Annotated in this window: 16 protein-coding genes; 12 read left to right on the top strand and 4 right to left on the bottom strand. The window is 62.5% G+C overall.

From position 1 onward, the window contains the following. Window positions 1–46 precede the first annotated feature (46 nt). The 12 genes from QA640_RS48120 to QA640_RS48065 all read left to right on the top strand — a co-directional run bounded on the left by QA640_RS48120 (window position 47) and on the right by QA640_RS48065 (window position 11935). Window positions 47–343 carry a TrbC/VirB2 family protein gene (locus QA640_RS48120; RefSeq protein ID WP_036029551.1) on the top strand — a complete coding sequence of 99 codons (297 nt, stop codon included), beginning with the start codon at window positions 47–49 and terminating at the stop codon, window positions 341–343. Then, the gene (locus tag QA640_RS48115) at window positions 343–681 is read left to right on the top strand and encodes a type IV secretion system protein VirB3 (protein WP_283043522.1); all 339 of its coding nucleotides are present in this window, start codon (window positions 343–345) and stop codon (window positions 679–681) included. The genes QA640_RS48120 and QA640_RS48115 overlap by 1 nt, the downstream gene beginning before the upstream one ends. After that, entirely contained in the window at window positions 674–3040 is a 2367-nt protein-coding gene (locus QA640_RS48110; RefSeq protein ID WP_283043521.1) for a VirB4 family type IV secretion/conjugal transfer ATPase, read from the top strand. The genes QA640_RS48115 and QA640_RS48110 overlap by 8 nt, the downstream gene beginning before the upstream one ends. Before the next feature lie 11 nt (window positions 3041–3051). After that, window positions 3052–3759, top strand: coding sequence for a P-type DNA transfer protein VirB5 (virB5, locus tag QA640_RS48105; protein WP_283043520.1), 708 nt, complete (start codon window positions 3052–3054; stop codon window positions 3757–3759). After that, window positions 3756–3998: an EexN family lipoprotein gene (locus QA640_RS48100; RefSeq protein WP_283043519.1), complete on the top strand. Its 243-nt coding sequence runs from the start codon at window positions 3756–3758 to the stop codon at window positions 3996–3998. Before virB5 ends, QA640_RS48100 begins: the two co-directional genes overlap by 4 nt. 11 nt (window positions 3999–4009) lie before the next feature. After that, entirely contained in the window at window positions 4010–4996 is a 987-nt protein-coding gene (locus QA640_RS48095) for a type IV secretion system protein (protein WP_283043518.1), read from the top strand. Between the two features lie 348 nt (window positions 4997–5344). Beyond that, complete coding sequence (locus QA640_RS48090; protein WP_283043517.1) at window positions 5345–6016, top strand: virB8 family protein; 672 nt, start codon at window positions 5345–5347, stop codon at window positions 6014–6016. After that, the gene (gene virB9 / locus QA640_RS48085) at window positions 6013–6864 is read left to right on the top strand and encodes a P-type conjugative transfer protein VirB9 (RefSeq protein WP_283043516.1); all 852 of its coding nucleotides are present in this window, start codon (window positions 6013–6015) and stop codon (window positions 6862–6864) included. The genes QA640_RS48090 and virB9 overlap by 4 nt, the downstream gene beginning before the upstream one ends. Before the next feature lie 11 nt (window positions 6865–6875). Further along, complete coding sequence (gene virB10, locus QA640_RS48080) at window positions 6876–8021, top strand: type IV secretion system protein VirB10 (RefSeq protein ID WP_283043515.1); 1146 nt, start codon at window positions 6876–6878, stop codon at window positions 8019–8021. Continuing rightward, window positions 8018–9049, top strand: a complete 1032-nt coding sequence (gene virB11 / locus QA640_RS48075) for a P-type DNA transfer ATPase VirB11 (RefSeq protein ID WP_283043514.1) — start codon at window positions 8018–8020, stop codon at window positions 9047–9049. Before virB10 ends, virB11 begins: the two co-directional genes overlap by 4 nt. After that, on the top strand, window positions 9015–10961 hold the full coding sequence (locus QA640_RS48070; RefSeq protein WP_283043513.1) for a type IV secretory system conjugative DNA transfer family protein: 1947 nt from the start codon (window positions 9015–9017) through the stop codon (window positions 10959–10961). Before virB11 ends, QA640_RS48070 begins: the two co-directional genes overlap by 35 nt. 155 nt (window positions 10962–11116) lie before the next feature. Then, on the top strand, window positions 11117–11935 hold the full coding sequence (locus QA640_RS48065; RefSeq protein ID WP_283043512.1) for a 3'-5' exonuclease: 819 nt from the start codon (window positions 11117–11119) through the stop codon (window positions 11933–11935). Window positions 11936–12140: 205 nt separating this feature from the next. On the opposite strand, the gene QA640_RS48060 is transcribed toward QA640_RS48065, so the two are convergent. The 4 genes from QA640_RS48060 to QA640_RS48045 all read right to left on the bottom strand — a co-directional run bounded on the left by QA640_RS48060 (window position 12141) and on the right by QA640_RS48045 (window position 16678). Further along, entirely contained in the window at window positions 12141–13415 is a 1275-nt protein-coding gene (locus tag QA640_RS48060; protein WP_283043511.1) for a DUF2130 domain-containing protein, read from the bottom strand. 140 nt (window positions 13416–13555) lie between these two features. Next, entirely contained in the window at window positions 13556–15154 is a 1599-nt protein-coding gene (locus QA640_RS48055; RefSeq protein ID WP_283043510.1) for an AAA family ATPase, read from the bottom strand. Further along, window positions 15151–15723 (bottom strand): hypothetical protein, encoded by a 573-nt coding sequence (locus QA640_RS48050; RefSeq protein ID WP_283043509.1) that lies wholly within the window; start codon window positions 15721–15723, stop codon window positions 15151–15153. The genes QA640_RS48055 and QA640_RS48050 overlap by 4 nt, the downstream gene beginning before the upstream one ends. Before the next feature lie 10 nt (window positions 15724–15733). Continuing rightward, entirely contained in the window at window positions 15734–16678 is a 945-nt protein-coding gene (locus tag QA640_RS48045; RefSeq protein ID WP_283043508.1) for a hypothetical protein, read from the bottom strand. Window positions 16679–16854 lie beyond the last annotated feature (176 nt).

Here is a 16854-nt window from a genome sequence, read left to right as displayed (position 1 = left end):
ACCGCGGTCCGGATTGTCCGGCTGCACTTCTAATCGGAGCCGTGCCATGACTTCTCCTCTTAAACACTCCGCTGCCCTCCTTTGCATGGGTGCCGTTCTCAGTATCGCCTTGGTCGAGCCCGCGCTGGCGCAGACCGCGAACATCGAAGGCGTGCTGCAGAACATTGTCAACATGCTGACTGGGAACGTCGCTCGTCTGCTGGCGACGCTGGCAGTCATCATCGTCGGCATCGCCTGGATGTTCGGCTATCTCGACCTTCGCAAGGCCGCCTATGTCGTGCTCGGCGTCGCCATCACCTTCGGCGCCTCCGAAGTGGTCTCGACCTTGACCGGAGGTCATTGATGGTCGATGCCGCGCGTCTCACGGAGGACACCTTGTTCTTGGCCTGCACGCGTCCCGCCATGATTGCCGGCGTCACGATGGAGGCGATGGCGCTCAACGTCATGTTCTCCTGCATCCTGTTCCTGGTGGCCGGGAGCATCATCTACGGCCTGGTCGCGATTCCCATCCATGGGCTTTGCCGCATCATCTGCCGCCACGATCCGAACATGTTCCGGATTCTGATCGCCTGGATCGAAACCCGAGGACGCGCGCGCAACGCGACCTTCTGGGGTGGGTCGTCCTGCACGCCGCTCACACTCATTAGGCGATATCGGCCAAGGGACCTCGGTTATGCGTAAGGCGGCGCTTAAATCCCGGGAGATCGAGCCCGATGTCTACCTGCCGTTCGGCCGGCACGTGACCGATACGGTGATCAGTCTGTCAACCCGCGCGATGCTCACGGTGATCCGGATCGATGGCACCTCGTTCGAGACTGCCGAAACCTCGGACCTGAACGATCTTCACGGCAAACTGAATCTGACCCTGCGGAATGTTGCAGATCCGCGGCTAGCGCTCTGGACCCATCTGGTGCGCCGCCGGACGTCGGTCTATCCGGACGGCACCTTCCGATCGAGCTTTGCGGCGTCACTTGACGCACAATACCGCGAACAGCTTCAGAAAGAGGCGCTGTTTCGCAACGACCTCTATCTGACGGTGGTTTGTCATCCCGGCCGCGCGGCGACAGATACGGCGGCCGCGTTCTTCAGGCGGCTTGGCCGCAGCGCCGGGCACTCCCTCGAGGTCGACGGCGCGGCCCTGAAGCGGCTTGACGATGCGACGCGAGATATCGTTGCGGCACTCGATCGTTATGGCGCCCGTGCGGTCGGATTGGCTGAGCGCGGCGGCATCACCTTCTCGGAACCAATGGAGCTGCTCCACGCGCTCGTCTCCGGGGAATGGATGCCGATGCCATTGCCGCAAGGGCCGATCGGCCCCGCGCTCTATTCAAATCGCATCATCTTCGGACGTGAAGCTCTCGAGATTCGCAGCGCCGGCGGATCGCGCTTCGCTGGCATATTCGGACTCAAGGAATATCCGGCGTCCACCCGGCCTGGCCTGTTGAACGCGCTGCTTTCGGCGCCGTTTGAGCTCATCGTCTCGCAATCCTTCGCGTTCTTGGCAAAAGCGGACGCCAAGACGGTCCTGACGCGCAAGCAGAACCAGCTGGTCTCGGCTCAGGATCCGGCCGCCTCGCAGATCGACGAGCTCTCTGACGCGCTGGACGATCTCGAATCCAACCGGTTCGTGGTCGGAGATCATCACCTTTCGCTGCTGGTCTACGCCGATACGCCTTCGCAGCTGCAGGATCATATGAGCGCAGCACGGCGTGCTCTGGCCGATGCGGGTGCGGTGGTCGCCCGGGAAGATCTTGGACTTGAAGCTGCCTATTGGGCGCAGCTGCCCGGACTGTTCAAGTACCGGGCACGCACTGGCGCGATCAACTCGCGGAATTTCGCGGCGTTCTCTCCGTTCCACACCTATCCCACCGGACAACCTGCGGGCAACCATTGGGGGCCGGCGGTGGCGATGCTCAAAACGGCGTCCGGCTCGCCGTACTATTTTTCCTTTCATCATGGCGATCTCGGCAACACGTTCATTTGCGGCCCCTCGGGGTCCGGCAAAACGGTCGTGCAGAACTTCCTGCTGTCGCAGGCCGAGCGGTTAGGGGCCTCCTACGTCTTCTTTGACAAGGACCGGGGCGCCGAGATCTTCGTGCGCGCCGCCGGCGGCACTTACCTGACGCTCCACAACGGCGTTGCGACCGGCTGCGCGCCGCTCAAGGCGCTGGAGCTGACGCCAGCGAACCTGTCCTTCCTGAGCGAACTGGTCCGGAAGCTTGTCACGCCGGACGACCGTCCGCTGACAGTGATCGAAGAGGAGCGCATCGATTCCGGGTTACGAGCACTGGGTCAACTGCGGCAGGCAGAACGTTCGTTCGGGACTCTGCGGGCCTTTCTCGGCCAGCAGGATCGCGAGGGCATTGGTGCGCGGCTCGAGCGATGGTGCCGGGGCGCTCCTTTCGGCTGGGTGCTCGATGGCGATCACGACGCCATCGGCCTCGACGCCCGTTTCATTGGCTTCGACATGACGGATCTTTTGGATCATCCGACCGTTCGCACACCGCTCATGATGTATCTGTTCCATCGGGTGGAGCGCCTGATCGATGGCCGACGTCTGATCATCGACATCGACGAGTTCTGGAAGGCGCTTGGAGACGAGGCATTTCGGGATCTGGCCAACAACAAGCTGAAAACCATCCGCAAGCAGAACGGCGTGATGGTGTTTGGGACGCAGTCGCCCCGCGACGCGCTGGCCTCGCCGATTGCGCATACCATTGTCGAACAGTGCCCGACCCAGATCTTCCTGCCGAACGCGCGGGGAACGCGCTCGGACTATGTCGATGGCTTCCATCTGACCGATACGGAATTCCGCCTGATCAAGGAGGAGCTCGCGCCTGAAAGCCGGCGCTTCCTGGTCAAGCAGGGCCACAACTCGGTCGTAGCGGAACTTGATCTCGGCGGTTTCGACGACGCGCTCGCCGTTCTGTCGGGACGGACGGAAACGGTCGAGCTGCTCGATGGCATTCGCAAGCAAGTCGGCGACGACCCCGCACAATGGCTGCCGGTGTTTCATGCGAAGCGGAGAAAGGGCCAGTGATGAGTCAGCGTATGCCGGCGATTATCGCCTCCCTGTCAGTCGTGACCCTCCTGATGGCCTCACCTGTGCAGGCGGAAATTGTGTTCGACCCGAGCGTATTTGCGCGGCAATTCGAGCAGCTGACGGAATTGAAGAAGCAGGTCGACACTCTGACGTCGCAGCTCAAGGTCGCGCAAGATCAATTGAACCAGTCCAAGCAACTCTATGACAGCTTCAACAAGCGGACCAACGCCAATGACATCGGAGCGCTCTTAAACACGCCACAGTTCCGGAAAGTGCTGCCCCAACAGTTCTCTGACATCGAACGTCTCGTCGCGGGGCAGGGTGGCGGCAACTTCGCCGATGCCATCAACCATTATCTTTCGCAGAACCGCGCCTATGCCGGCAACAACGGCAATTCGTATTACCAGAGCGAGCTCGACCGGATCGCCCGCCAGACCGGAGCGAAGCACTCCATGGGGCAGGCGATGTACGACACCGCCTCGCAGCGCATTGATGCCCTTGAGGAGCTCAGAGCTCGCATCAGCTCGGCGACTGACGCCAAGGAGGTTCTCGATCTCTCAGCGCGGCTGCAGGCCGAACAGGCGCTGCTGCAGAACGACGTGCTCCGAATGCAGGGTCTGGCAATGATCCAGCAAGCCCGCAAGGACATGGACGGTCAGCGGGAACGCGAAAAACAGCAACAACTGGTCGATGAAATGGAGGCGGCCCTGCAATGACGAGGCTAACCATTCTTTTGATGGCTGTCGCCGCGGCCCTTGCGGGCTGCAACGACGCCGACAAGGGTGAACAAACCAGAAGCGTCGGCTGGTTTCTTGATCATCGTGACGAGCTTGCGGTGGCTCTCAAGGGATGCAGCGACAATCCCGGAGAACTTCAAATGACGCCGAATTGCATCAATGCGAATGAGGCCCGCAACCAAGTCACCGTCCAAGAGATGGAAAACGCCCTGAAGTAAGGATTGCCGCGATGGCCATAAACGTCTTTGACAGCTTCCTGAAGGAATTCGAGCAACCGATCACAACATTCGTGTCGACCTCGGTATCGAATCTCGCCTCCTACGTTGATGGCCCCCTGCGCACGGCCGTGATGCTCTATGTCATTCTGTATGGCTTTGCGGTGATGCGAGGCGCGATCTCTGAACCGATCATGGAATTCGCCTGGCGGGCAATGCGGATCGTCGTCATAGTTCTGCTGGCGACGAATTCCAGCGCGTTCCAGCACTACGTCACCGGTCTGTTCTTCGATTCCTTACCAAAGGAGATCGGCAATGCCTTGGGGGGCTCCGGATTGAATACCAGTTCCGGAGCGCCGTTCGATCTGCTGCTTTCCAAAGGAATTGACGTTGCCAACAAGATCTACAAACAAGCTGGCCTGACCAATATCGCGCCCGCCCTGATTGCGGCCATTCTCCTGGTCTTTGTGGCCGTTGGGTCGTTCCTGCAATTTGCGATCATGCTCTACGCCAAAGTGGGCCTTGGCGTCGTGATCGCGCTGGGGCCCATCTTTATTGCACTGGGACTCTTTGAGGCAACGCGCCCGTTTACGGAGGCCTGGCTTCGGCAGCTCGCGAACTTCGTGATCCTTTTGGTGCTGGTGGACGCTCTGGTCGGGCTGATGCTAACGACCCTCAGCGGATTCATCGACAGGTTCGCGGCAAACGCGGGAACGGCGGGCGAATTGGTCGTGGCCGCAGTCGCGATCAGTGCGGTGTTGGGTCTGTCCGGATACATCGCGCTTCAATTGCCGATCATCGCAGGCGGTCTGGCCGGGGGCGGTGCGTCGCTCGCAAGCCGACTGGTCACAAGCCCAATGATCAACAATGCCGCGGCCGCGGCCGGAGGGGCCTATGCCGGCGCCCGCTGGTCGGCCAGCCGCGGCCTGGCCGCAGTAAGAGCCAGCCGCCAGGGCGGCAGCATGCGGCGCACCCGCTCGCAAGGGACGACGGCGGCCTAAACCATAATAGTCGCCGGTATCAGGCGGCAGAAAACGACAGGGGCATCAGAACGATGTGGCGTCGACTATTCATTATATGCGTGATCGGATGGCCGCTTGGCGGCTGCGGGACTTGGTCAAAAGGTCCACCGTCTTGTGATGGCCTGGCTCGACGGCCGCTCAATCGCTCGTTGTGGGACTGGGAATCCGGCGCGTCGCCCGCGACACCCGACCCGTCAGCTCCACCATCTGAACCCATCATCCGGAAGGGCGACAGTGGCCCGCCCGCACCTTCGCTCCATCTCGCCGCGTCCGGCCGCTGGGCCGGGATTGCGGCCTCTTACCGCCCCTGCGGCAAGGAGGCGTGAGATGGTCGGGCATGATGACCTGAAGAGCTATTTCGACAATGGGCGGCGATGGGAACAGGATCTGCTGCTCTCGGCCCATCGCTCGCGGCGAACCGCGTGGGTGATTGCCGCGGGCGCCTGCGCATTGGCGGCCGCCTCGGTCGGCGCGGTCGCAGCGTTGGCACCGCTCAAGACCGTCGAGCCGTTCGTCATCCGGGTCGATAATACGACCGGCATCGTCGACACTGTCTCCGCGCTCAATTCGACGCCGGCGCGCTACGATGAGGCCGTCACCAAATATTTCCTTGGACGCTACGTTCGCGCGCGCGAAGGTTACAGCTATCCGGAGGCCGAAACCAATTTCCGCACGATTTCGCTGCTTTCTGGGCAGGGCGAACAAGCCCGCTTCGCAGCCTGGTACCGCGGCTCCAATCCCGAAAGCCCGCAAGTCGTTCAAGGCCGTTTCGGGGTCGCGACGGTGCGGATCAAGGCGATCTCGCTGCTGGCCGACAATGTCGCATCCGTGCGTTTCATGAAAGAGAGCCGCAAAGGCGAGGAAACCCATGTGACCCATTGGGTTTCGACACTGACGTTTTCCTACGCCAATGCGCCAATGTCTTCCGCCGACCGCCTGGTCAATCCGCTCGGCTTTCTGGTTTCGGAATATCGCGCCGACCCGGAGGTCGTGCCATGAAACATTTCGCGCTTTTGATGAGTCTTGCCCTCGGATTTGGGGGACCGGTGCTGGCACTGCAGCAGCCGACGCCGGGGCAACATGACGCGCGCGTGCGCACGGTGACCTACGATCCTGCCAATGTGGTCCGCCTCAACGGCGTCATTCGCGCTTCGACCCAGGTTGTGTTTGCCGATGACGAGGAGATCGCGCATGTCGCGATCGGGGACGCGATCGCATGGGAAGTTGCCCCGGCGGGTTCGATCCTGTTCCTCAAGCCGCGCGAGAAACATCCACCGACCAATCTGCAGGTCGTCACCACCCGGCCCGACGGGCGCAAGCGTTCCTATCAATTCGAGCTGTCGATCGCCGAGACGACGCTCGCGGACAGCTACTTCGTCGTCCGTTTCGCCTATCCCGGCGACGAGATCGAGCGCCGTCGCATTGAGGCGGCTGCCCGGGGCGCCGAGCGGGAAGGCGCGCTGATCGACCAGACCTTTGACCTGCATCATGCCTATGGGGCGCGCAACTGGCGCTTTTCGGCCCAGGGCTCCATCGATCTGGAGCCCGAAGCCGTGTTCGACGATGGCAAGGAAACCACGTTCCGCTTCGCTGGCAATCGGGAGATCCCGGCGATCTACCTGATCAATTCGGACGGCTCTGAAAGTCTGGTGCCCAAGGATGTCCGCGGCGAGCTCGTGGTTGTCCACGCCACGGCCCGCGAGTTTCGGCTGCGTAAGGGCGACACCGTACTTTGCATCTTCAATGAAGCGTTCGATGCGGTCGGGGTCAATCCCGGCACCAACACCACAAGCCCCTCGATCGAGCGGCGGGCGAAGAGATCATCTCCAATCCTTAGGGCACGATAGGCAGGCGCAACATGAGCGAAGTTGAGAATGAGGCGCTTGCCGGCGACCGCGGCATTACCCCGGTGGGAGGAGGGGACAATGGTCGAGCGGCGATGCTCAAACGTGGCTTCGGCGCGCTCGCGCTCACGGCCTTTGCATTCCTGATCATCTGGGGCACCTGGAAGAGCGATAAGCCGGTCAGCGATTCCGCCCGCAAACTCATGATCCGCCAGGCCGCCGCGTTCGAGCCCGCCCAGGAGCCACCTGCAGCGCCGATCACGACGGCCTCCATTCCGGTCGCGCCAATCTCGGCCGCACCAGCGGCACCCGCGCCCGCGCCGGACCAGATGCTCGAAAGCGGGCGGCGCGCGCCGGTGCTGGCCTATAATCGGCCGGTCACATCGGGGCGTCCGGCCCGTGATGCCCAGACCGGAAGCGCCCCTGTCGATCCCTATGATTTTGGGCGGGCAGAGCCGCGCAACGAGCTTGCCGACAAGCTGAAACCGACGCCGATCGAGGGCGTGCGCGCCGCGCGGCTTCCCAATCGCAATCTTCTGGTCACCCAGGGCACGTCGATCCCCTGCGTGCTGGAGACCGCGATGTCGTCGGATGTCGCCGGTTTTGTCTCCTGCGTCGTAATACGCGACGTGATGTCGGATTCAGGCAATGTGGTGCTCATGGAAAAGGGCACGCAAGTGGTCGGCGAATATCGCGGCAATGTTCGGCGCGGCTCAAAACGCATGTTCGTCCTGTGGACCCGCGCCAAGACACCAACAGGTGTCGTCGTGGCGCTGGCGTCGCCTGCCACGGATGCGCTCGGCCGCGCCGGGTTCGACGGCGATATCGACACACATTTCTGGGAGCGCTTTGGTTCGGCGCTATTGCTGTCGATCGTCGGCGATGCCTCCTCCATTGGGCGCCAGCAACTGCAAGACGGCTCGATCCAGATCAACAACACGGCTGGCGCGACCAACACGGCCGCCGGCATCGCCGTCGAGCAGTCCATCAACATTCCGCCAACGCTGAGCAAGAACCAGGGCGAGCTGGTCAACATCTTTGTCGCGCGCGATCTCGATTTTTCGTCGGTCTACCAACTCAAACGGATCGAAAGCCGCACGCAGATTCTCGACCGCACCCTCCCAGGAGGCATCGTCGGGCCGGCTACGGTGACAAAATGAGCCAGGTCGCATCCATCGGACATGATGGCGGGCGTCTGGTGCTGGCGCGCTATCTCGAGCCGCTGGCTCCTTACCTCGCGGACGACGCCCTGACCGAAATCGTCGTCAACCGTCCCGGCGAGATCTTCGTGGAAGGGCCTGACGGTTGGGCCCGGCATGAATCGGCAGCCCTTACGCACGCTTACCTCTCTCATCTTGCAACCGCAGCCGCAAGTCACACCCGACAGGACATAGGGCCGGAATACCCGGTGGTCTCAACCAGCCTGATCGGCGAGGAGCGCTGTCAGATCGTGGTGCCGCCAGCGGTCCCGGCCGGCACGATCAGCTTGACCATTCGCAAGCCCTCGACACTGACCATGAATCTGGACGCTTTGGAGCGGACAAGGCTATTCGACGAGGTCCGCTCCGCGAGTGACGAGCTGACCGCCGATGAGCATCGATTGCTCGCTCTGAAAGACGCCGGGCAGTGGCGCGAGTTCCTCGAGCTTGCGGTGCACACCCGCCGCAATATCCTGATCTCAGGGGCAACCGGCTCGGGCAAGACCACTCTGTCCAAGGCGCTGATTGCAGCGATCCCAGCGCATGAACGGCTCATCACCATTGAAGACACGGCCGAGCTCGTCATCCCGCACCAGAATTGCGTCCGGCTGCTCTACGCCAAGGATGGGCAGGGTGTGGCCAAAATCGGCCCCCGTGAACTGCTCGAATCGTCCTTGCGCATGCGGCCCGACCGGATCCTGCTGCAGGAGCTGCGCGACGGCACCGCCTTCTTTTACCTCAGGAATGTGAACTCGGGGCACCCTGGATCGATCACGACGGTTCACGCCGACAGCGCCCGTCTTGCCTTCGAACAGATGACGCTGTTGGTCAAGGAAAGTGCCGAGGGACGTGACCTTCATCGGGACGATATCCGTTCGCTGTTGTTGCATCTGGTCGACGTCGTCGTCCAGATGGAGAAGCGTAACGGCCGCTATCGCATTTCGGAAATCTACTATGACCCCGTTCGCAAACGCGACCACGCCCGTTAAGGTGGCGAAGGGCACAGCGCTTGCGCTCGGGGCCGGAGCAGTCTTCCTGCTGGTCGCCTCGAACGTTCTGCTGCTCGGGCTCAGGCACCACGATGGCGGCTTTCACTGGCTGGAGATCGCCACAGGCTGGCCGCGTTATGGCGCTGACCCACGTTTCGACCGCTGGCTGACGCTGTCGACCCTGGCCGGGCTGATTGTGGTCTTTGGCCTACTGGGCGCCATCCTCCGGCACCGGCCGCTTCCGCTTCACGGCAAAGCCCGTTTCGCGTCCGAGCGCGAGATCAAGGCTGCCGGCCTGCGATCCAAGGAGGGTCTGCTGCTCGGCCGCAAAGACGGTGCAATGCTCTGCTTCGGCGGATCGGAACACGTCCTCCTCTATGCCCCAACGCGCGCCGGGAAGGGCGTCGGCTATGTCATCCCAAACCTACTCAATTGGCCGGATTCGGTCGTCGCGCTCGACGTCAAGAAAGAGAACTGGGATCGCTCCGCCGGCTTTCGCGCAGCCCATGGCCAGGAGGTCCATCTGTTCGATCCCCTTGACGAGAACGGTCGCACCGCACGCTACAATCCCCTGGGCTATGTGCGCAGTGATTCCGCCGACCTTTATGACGATCTGCAGCGCATCGCGGTGATGCTATTTCCGGCCGAAAGCCGGGGTGATCCGTTCTGGTTCGAGGCGGCTCGTTCATCCTTTGTGGCGATTGGCGGCTATGTCGCGGAGACGCCGGGCTTGCCGTTGACGATCGGCGAGATCCTGCGCCAGCTGTCGGCGACCCAGGATCTCAAAACCCACTTTGACAAAGTCATCGCCGTTCGCAGCTCCAGCCCGTCGCCACTGTCGCGGCACTGCATCACCGCACTGAATGATTTCCTGGCCGCCTCCGAAAACACGCTGAACTCGGTCCGCAAGACTGTGACGGCCCGCCTCGGCCTCTGGCTCAATCCCCGCATCGATGCCGCAACCTCGGCCAATGATTTCGACCTGCGACAGCTGAGGCAGCGGCCGATGTCGATCTATCTCGGGGTGACGCCCGACAATCTCGACCGCATGGCGCCGCTTCTCAATCTGCTGTTTCAGCAGGTGGTTGATCTGAATACTCGCCAATTGCCGGAGCAAAACCCTAAACTCAATCGGAAGCTACTGTTGCTGCTCGATGAATTTCCAGCGCTAGGCAATGTCAATGTGCTGGCAAAATCGGTCGCCTTCATCGCCGGATACGGCATCCGCCTTCTCACCGTGGTCCAAAGCCCGGCACAATTGCGCGCGATCTACGGGATCGACGCGGCCCGCAACTTCATGACCAACCATGCCGTCGAGGTCGTGTTTGCCCCGAAGGAGCAGGACGTGGCGAATGAGCTCTCGGAGCGTATCGGCTACGATACCGTGAAAGCGCACAGCCGCAGCGGACCAAAAGGGCTCGCCATGCGATCCACCAGCGAGACGATCTCCGAGCATCGTCGCGCCCTGATGCTGCCGCAAGAGCTGAAGCTGCTTCCGAAATCCAAGGCCTTCATACTTGGGACCGGCATTCCACCCATCATTGTCGACAAGATCGTCTACTACGAGGACAAGGCGTTCCTGCCGCGATTGCTGCCAGCCCCCATCCCCAAGATGCCGAAGGGCCGCTCGAATGCGCTGCTTGACGCCGAAATCAAGGAACTCCGTTCCGAGGTCGCTGAACTCCGCGCGGTGTTTCGGTCACGGCCGATGACCGACGAGGAGGTCGCCGACCCCTCGACGATTCCTGCCAACGCTTCATTCGATTTCGGGGATGTGGATGTCGACCTCGAAGGCCTCTCCGAAGATGACATGAAGGCCTGGACCCTGAATTATATCGATGCCCAAGCCATTCCGCCGGCACGACGGTCCGGCCGCAAGAAGAACGAGCCGCAGCATGAACGACACACGTGACGATAGCGAGGATTTCAGTCTCGAGCGGCAACGTCGCACGGGTCGCGGTTCCAATAGAGACAAGGGGGGCGACGAGTCCGCGACCAAGTCAGCGCCGATCGACAAGACATCCTCCGCGGCGGTCCAGGATAGCGCGTTCCCTGATCGTATCCGTCGTGCTCGTTCCCGCAAACACGCTGGCCATTAACGTCTTCGACTACATGGCCCAGGCCGTTCACGGCCTCCCGGCCTATCCGGTCGACATTCTCGTTGCCGCCGAGGGACCGATGCTTGCTGCGGACCTGATTGCATTGCTTATGGAGCCGCGCTCGAGCGATCAGCATCTTGCCGCCGCGATCCTGGACGGGCTTGCCGCGTTCGAGCTCGGCAGAACCGAAGAGGCATCGGTAGGGGCGCGCCGAAAGGCCGCCCGATATCGCGACCTAGCCACCGCTGTTCGAGGCCGTGGAGTAGAGGGCCTTGAAGCACGCGGTATCGGACCCGGCATCCGAAACCTTATGGACACCGTCGCAACCTTGGCCCTGTCGGGAGATCCTATGACGGACTGGCGGGCCATCCGGGCCCGACTCAATGCAAGCGACCGTAAGGAGTTCCAGGTCGTGGCCAGGGAAGCGCGTCACATGCGCCTGTTGCGGCGCGGCGCCCAAATCGAATCCAGGCTGGCCGAGGCTTGGCGCACCCATGGTGCCTATAGCCACGCTCGTACCTTGCTCGCCGCCGCCGTCGTCGAAGATCAGTTCGCGGCAACCACCCGGCCGCAACGGGGCGTCACCGTCATGACGATCCACAAAGCCAAGGGAAAGGAATTCGACGAGGTCATCGTCTTCGAAGGCCAATTCCAGCGCTACCTCCAGCGCGCCGGCGCCGATGGCGAACGCTCCGCCCGCTTCAACCTTCACGTTGCTACAACCCGCGCGCATCGTGCGGTAATGATCATGACGCCTCAGGACAGCCCGTGCCACCTCCTGCCGTGATAAAGAGCCATGATCAATAAGCCGCGCAAACATCACTTCGTACCGGAGTTCTGGATCTGGCGTTTCACTCTCGTGGTATGATAAGAAGACCGATCGTATCGGTGATTGCTCGTGCAGCCATTGATGTAGGTCGCCACTTTCCGAACCTTGCAGCCGAATGGCGTCGACGACACGAAGGCTCGAGCCGAAGCGTGTTTGGCCTGATCTACTCTGCCGCTTCGCCCTTCACCTCAATCATCAGCACATCAAGACTCTCGATCTCTTGCATTGCCCGACCGGCTATGCCCTGGAGGTCGCCGTAGAGGCCGGCGGTGGAGTCGAGCACGCCGCGGAGCTGTTCTTCGCGCTTCGCCCAAAGCCGCATCATCGTCTTGCGCTCGCGGTCGAGGTCGGCCTGCATGTCGGTGAACTTCTCCACGATCGCATCGATGCGATGGCGGAAGCGCGGACCGGTCAGATAGCCGTACATCATCTCCATTTTGGTCTGCTGGCCTTCCTGAGCCTGACGGCTGCCGGCGAGGTCGATCAGCCCGTGCCGGAGCACGATGGCGAGAGGAACGGCGAACCGGGGCTCCGCAACCCAAACATTGTCGACCAGTCCGAAGGTTTCTATTTCCTTCGGCAGCGCGCTGGAGACAATGAGGGCGACCTCCGCTTTGGCCGCGCGCTGGTCGCTCCTGAGCTTGGTCAGCCAGTCGTCACTCCAACGTTTGGTCCGCTTCGATTCCCAGAGGATCGTGCCGCAGGTCTGCCCACCAGGACCGAACACGCGATGCAGGACGTCGCCGCCGAAATCGCCCTTCGGCACCGGCTCGATGAGGTCGCGCGGAAACTGATTGCGGAGCAGGGATTCCAGTTCGAGCTCCAGGGCTTCGCCTTGCAGCTGCTGCGAGCCCTGTTCGGCCCGGCGGCGGAGTTCCTCGATCTGCCGGTTCATGCCGGCGATCTGGGCTTCTTTCTCCGCGACTTTCGCCTTGAAGCCGTCCTCGGCATCCAGCTTCGCCTTTTCGCGTACAGCCGCAAGTGCCTGCTGCACCTTCGTTTCGATCGTGAGCTCGACTTCGCGCTTGGCGTCGTCGAGCTCGCGCTCCTTGCGGAGCATGTCCGCCTGGATCTTCTGGGCCGCGGCCAACTTCTCGTTGTTGGCTGCAAGCATCTGCTGCAAATCGGTCAACTGCCGGTCGCGGGTGCTGAGCTCGTCGGCGACCGCCAGACGCGCTCGCTTTGCTTCCGCCTCGGTGATGTTGGCCCGCTCTGCCTTCAGCTTAGCCGCAACCTGCTCGTCAACGGTCTCGCGAGCTTTCGCGACTTCCTCGCTGGCCTGCTTGAGCAGCGCTTCGCGCTGGCCAAAGTCTGCTTCCTTGGCCGCAAGCTGTTGGTCGAACTTGCGGCGCGTTTCGGCAATCAGGGGCGCCGCGAGCGATTCTGTCAGCTTGATTTCGGTACGGCAGTTCGGGCAGACGATCTGGGGATCGGTCACGGTATCGGTCCTCGGAGGATTGACCGCGATAGTACCGGGCGAGGGAGAGCTGTTTAAGCCCTGCGCGCGGGTTATCCCGCGCAATTGCGGCGGCCGCGGCAATGGCGGCCGCGCGTTTCCGTTGTTCTGTTCCGCCATGATCAGTTCCTCGATGCGCGAATGTCGCGCTCGCGCAGGACAGCCTCGACAATGCGGCGCAGGCGCCGCACCGAGCCGCCGGGCCAGTGCTTCGCGGCGGCTTCGCGCTCAACGCCATCGAGCGGCGGCACCCAGCTCTGGTCGAGGCCGCGCTCTTTGGCGAGGTCGGCGATCACCGCCGGCAGTAGAGCGTCCAAATGATTCGCCGCCGGTTTCGGAAAGGTCACGATGCGGAAACGGTCCCGGATAGGGCTCGGCAGCGGATCGAGAGCGTTGGCCGTGGCGATGTAGCTCACCTGCGATAGGTCGAGATTGGTCTGCAATGCGGGATCGGGATATCTGGAATTCGTCTCCGGCTCGAGAAAGCCGAGCAGGCAGTCCCATAGTCGGCCGTGGTCGGACCTCGTTGCAGCTTTCTCCAATTCATCCAGGAGGACCAATACGTTTGCCGTTTTGCCCTGCGCGATGGCGAGAAAAGGATGGCAAGGCTCGGCCGAGTACCAGCGCCGGTCGGTTCCCCCGAACACCGCACCGTCGGAACGACTGGCGTCGGTCCGCCAAACGTGGAGACCCAGCACCTCACCGATTCGGCGGGCAAATCGGCTCTTGCCGCCGCCGGGCTCGCCAACAATCAGGAGGGGACGGAGACGAATTGTGGTGCGGCCGACGAGATCGGCCAGCGCGAAATCGATGACGTCGATTGCGTATGGGAACTCGAACAGCAGAGCATTGCGCGCCTCCTGCAGAGGCGGCACCTCAACGAGCGGCAAAGGAGCGTTGATGACACTCTTCAGCGGTCCCAAAATATCCTTGAGCTTGACGTTCTTCATCTCCTCCGGGGACAGACGCGCGACCACGAGGCCATGATCTGGTGTGGAGTTTGGGGAAGGCTCCTGCTGCTGATTTGCGACAGAGATCTCGGCAGTCTGCTGCTTTCGGCGCTCCTCCTCTTCCTTCAATTGGCGGCGCAGGGTCGCCTTAGCAGCGGCGATCCGGTGCTCCGCCATGATGGGCCCGAGCGTGGTCGCGTTCGCGACGGCCCCGACATGCTTTGAGAGTAGGTCGCGGCAGGCCGGCAGAGCCGCCCAGCCGTAGGTCACTCCTTCGAGATCGCAACGCAGCTCTTCGTCAACGTCGCGACAAGCCTTTCGGAAAGCTTCGACCAACGCCTTCCCGACCCTGCGATAGTCGTCGAAGGTCTCTGCTGAGCACGGCAGTGGAAGGCACAGCAAGCGCACGCAGTCCGAGAGGCTGCGCAGGACCGGCTGGTCCAGACTGACGGCTCGCTTGTCGAGCTCGGCCGCAAGGGCAAGTCCGGCATCCGTACTCAGCGCTGTAAGGGCAAGCCCGGCATCCGCTCTCAGCGCTGTCGCCCAATGCGCGGTCTGCGGAAGGCTAGGGCAGAGCTCGCTAATCTCGGCAACCAGACGCTCCTCGATATGGAAAGCGCCTTCCTTGACGAGCATCGCGTAGCGCAGAAGGCGGGGCAGTGCCTGCAGACGCTCATCCAAATCGGACGAATCAGCCGCGGCTCCGGTCGAGGCCGCGTCCTCCGCCGCCGGCAGATCGAGGTCATCGCCATTATCGCTCGTGGCGCTCATGCTCGGTCCTCCGCTTGGCCGTTGACAACATCCACCATCAAGCCGTTGCAGAATCCGGGGCGCCGGAGCCCGCCCGGGCGAATCTCGCGGCCAAGACGCGTTTGCCAGGAGGCCGACAACTCGGTTGCGAGGGAATGGTTGAGTTTAACGCGGTGAAGGATACTCGCGAGGACCAGAGTGGCTGTCGCGTCGCCGGCGAGGGCGCAGCGCAGCAGCGCCGTCATGGCGATGTCGACCGTCAGCGTCACCTCGTGGATGGGCAGCAGCGAGAACGCCACCCCGACCGCTGTTGCGGCGTCACCGCGCAGCGCCGCAGCAAAATCGTCGTGCCGGTCCATCACGCAGATGGTGTCAAGCGTGTCGATCAGCAGCAGATGCTCAGCATCGCGGAGGAGATAGGATGGCAAGGTCCGCCACCACGCGAGTGGGGAGAAGTCCTGAGCGGCGAAAGGCCGCCCGGAAGTGGCCGGCCCGGAGATCTGCCGGGCAAGATCGGGAGCATTGCCGATCGGGTCAGCGAGGCCCCGATGCCGGCGCTTGCGCGCCGGCATTTCCATTTTGTTCGACATGATTGATCCCTCAGCCCGCGATCAAGATCGGCTCGGGATAGCGGCGATTGACCCACTTGCCGCTGCTCACATGCGCGCCGGTCACGACCTTCGCCGCGATGGCAGCCGACGGAAAGCAGACGGCCACGCGGAGGCGCGCCCGATCCTCAATGCCAGGGATAATGGCCAGCGCGTCGGCCGCGGCGAGTTCGGCCCGGCGGGTGCGCAAGATCGGGTTGACGCTCGGGTTCACGAGGCTGCGCACCTCCGAACCGGCCGTCACTACAAAACCGTCGCGGACCGGGTAGCCCCGAGCCCAGAGGTCGCCATAGGCGAGCTCGAGTTCACTACCGAGCGGGGGCAAGCCCGTCACGTCGATCTGCATCGGTCCGGTGTCTTCCGGCCCGATCGCCATATCGGTATCGACTGCTTCCGCCTTGCGGCGCTGGCTCGCGAAGTTGCTGCGCAGCACACGACATCCGGCGTCGAACAGGAGGCGCTCGCCGTGCTCGACGAAGTGGTCGAGCGAGGCGCGCTTGTGGTTGGGAAGCTCCAGCACTTGCGGGTTCGTCCCCTTCATGATGTCGACCAAACCGGCCTGCTCGGCGATTTGCGTGAGACGGAACTGCAGGTAGACGGCCGCCGTCTTGTCGAACCAGGCGCGTTGGTAACCCGAGATGACGTAGACCTCGCGGGCGAACGCCTTCGACGGATCGCCGGAATGCTCGCCGAGCCTGCGACCGGCGTTGCCGGTCTCGCCGATATAGGCCGTCGCATGATCCGCAAGGATGTAGCAGGCCGGCATAGCGGCGAGAGTGAGCGAGATGTCTTTCACCATCGCGAACGGGAAGGCCGAGACGGTGAGGCGACCGACGTCGTCGTGGACCTCCCGAAGGCCGGCGATGCCGCCCATCGGACGGTGGATGTTGCTGGTGCAGGCGGGCTGCGCGGAGGTGTTGTTGAAGAAATAGGACATTGTGTATCTCTCTGGGTTGAGAGATCACGAAGCCAACGTCGTTAAACTAGACCGGACCTTTGAGCCGTCGCGCCTTCACTGCGGATCATCGCAATGAAAGGTGTTCGGCATCATCGGCTTTTCGATTTGCGTCTTCGAGCTGCGGCGAGAGCAGACGCTCGGCATCTGCGAGCCGC

The organism is Bradyrhizobium sp. CB82, from assembly GCF_029714405.1.
GTDB lineage: Bacteria > Pseudomonadota > Alphaproteobacteria > Rhizobiales > Xanthobacteraceae > Bradyrhizobium.
This window is presented reverse-complemented; position numbering and strand designations above follow the sequence as displayed.

What these genes read in the sequence shown, in the direction of transcription:
- QA640_RS48120 (WP_036029551.1), top strand. Translation starts at nt 47, where the DNA reads ATGACTTCTCCTCTTAAACACTCCGCTGCCCTCCTTTGCATGGGTGCC.
- QA640_RS48115 (WP_283043522.1), top strand. Translation starts at nt 343, where the DNA reads ATGGTCGATGCCGCGCGTCTCACGGAGGACACCTTGTTCTTGGCCTGC.
- QA640_RS48110 (WP_283043521.1), top strand. Translation starts at nt 674, where the DNA reads ATGCGTAAGGCGGCGCTTAAATCCCGGGAGATCGAGCCCGATGTCTAC.
- virB5 (WP_283043520.1), top strand. Translation starts at nt 3,052, where the DNA reads ATGCCGGCGATTATCGCCTCCCTGTCAGTCGTGACCCTCCTGATGGCC.
- QA640_RS48100 (WP_283043519.1), top strand. Translation starts at nt 3,756, where the DNA reads ATGACGAGGCTAACCATTCTTTTGATGGCTGTCGCCGCGGCCCTTGCG.
- QA640_RS48095 (WP_283043518.1), top strand. Translation starts at nt 4,010, where the DNA reads ATGGCCATAAACGTCTTTGACAGCTTCCTGAAGGAATTCGAGCAACCG.
- QA640_RS48090 (WP_283043517.1), top strand. Translation starts at nt 5,345, where the DNA reads ATGGTCGGGCATGATGACCTGAAGAGCTATTTCGACAATGGGCGGCGA.
- virB9 (WP_283043516.1), top strand. Translation starts at nt 6,013, where the DNA reads ATGAAACATTTCGCGCTTTTGATGAGTCTTGCCCTCGGATTTGGGGGA.
- virB10 (WP_283043515.1), top strand. Translation starts at nt 6,876, where the DNA reads ATGAGCGAAGTTGAGAATGAGGCGCTTGCCGGCGACCGCGGCATTACC.
- virB11 (WP_283043514.1), top strand. Translation starts at nt 8,018, where the DNA reads ATGAGCCAGGTCGCATCCATCGGACATGATGGCGGGCGTCTGGTGCTG.
- QA640_RS48070 (WP_283043513.1), top strand. Translation starts at nt 9,015, where the DNA reads ATGACCCCGTTCGCAAACGCGACCACGCCCGTTAAGGTGGCGAAGGGC.
- QA640_RS48055 (WP_283043510.1), bottom strand. Translation starts at nt 15,154, where the DNA reads ATGAGCGCCACGAGCGATAATGGCGATGACCTCGATCTGCCGGCGGCG.
- QA640_RS48050 (WP_283043509.1), bottom strand. Translation starts at nt 15,723, where the DNA reads ATGTCGAACAAAATGGAAATGCCGGCGCGCAAGCGCCGGCATCGGGGC.
- QA640_RS48045 (WP_283043508.1), bottom strand. Translation starts at nt 16,678, where the DNA reads ATGTCCTATTTCTTCAACAACACCTCCGCGCAGCCCGCCTGCACCAGC.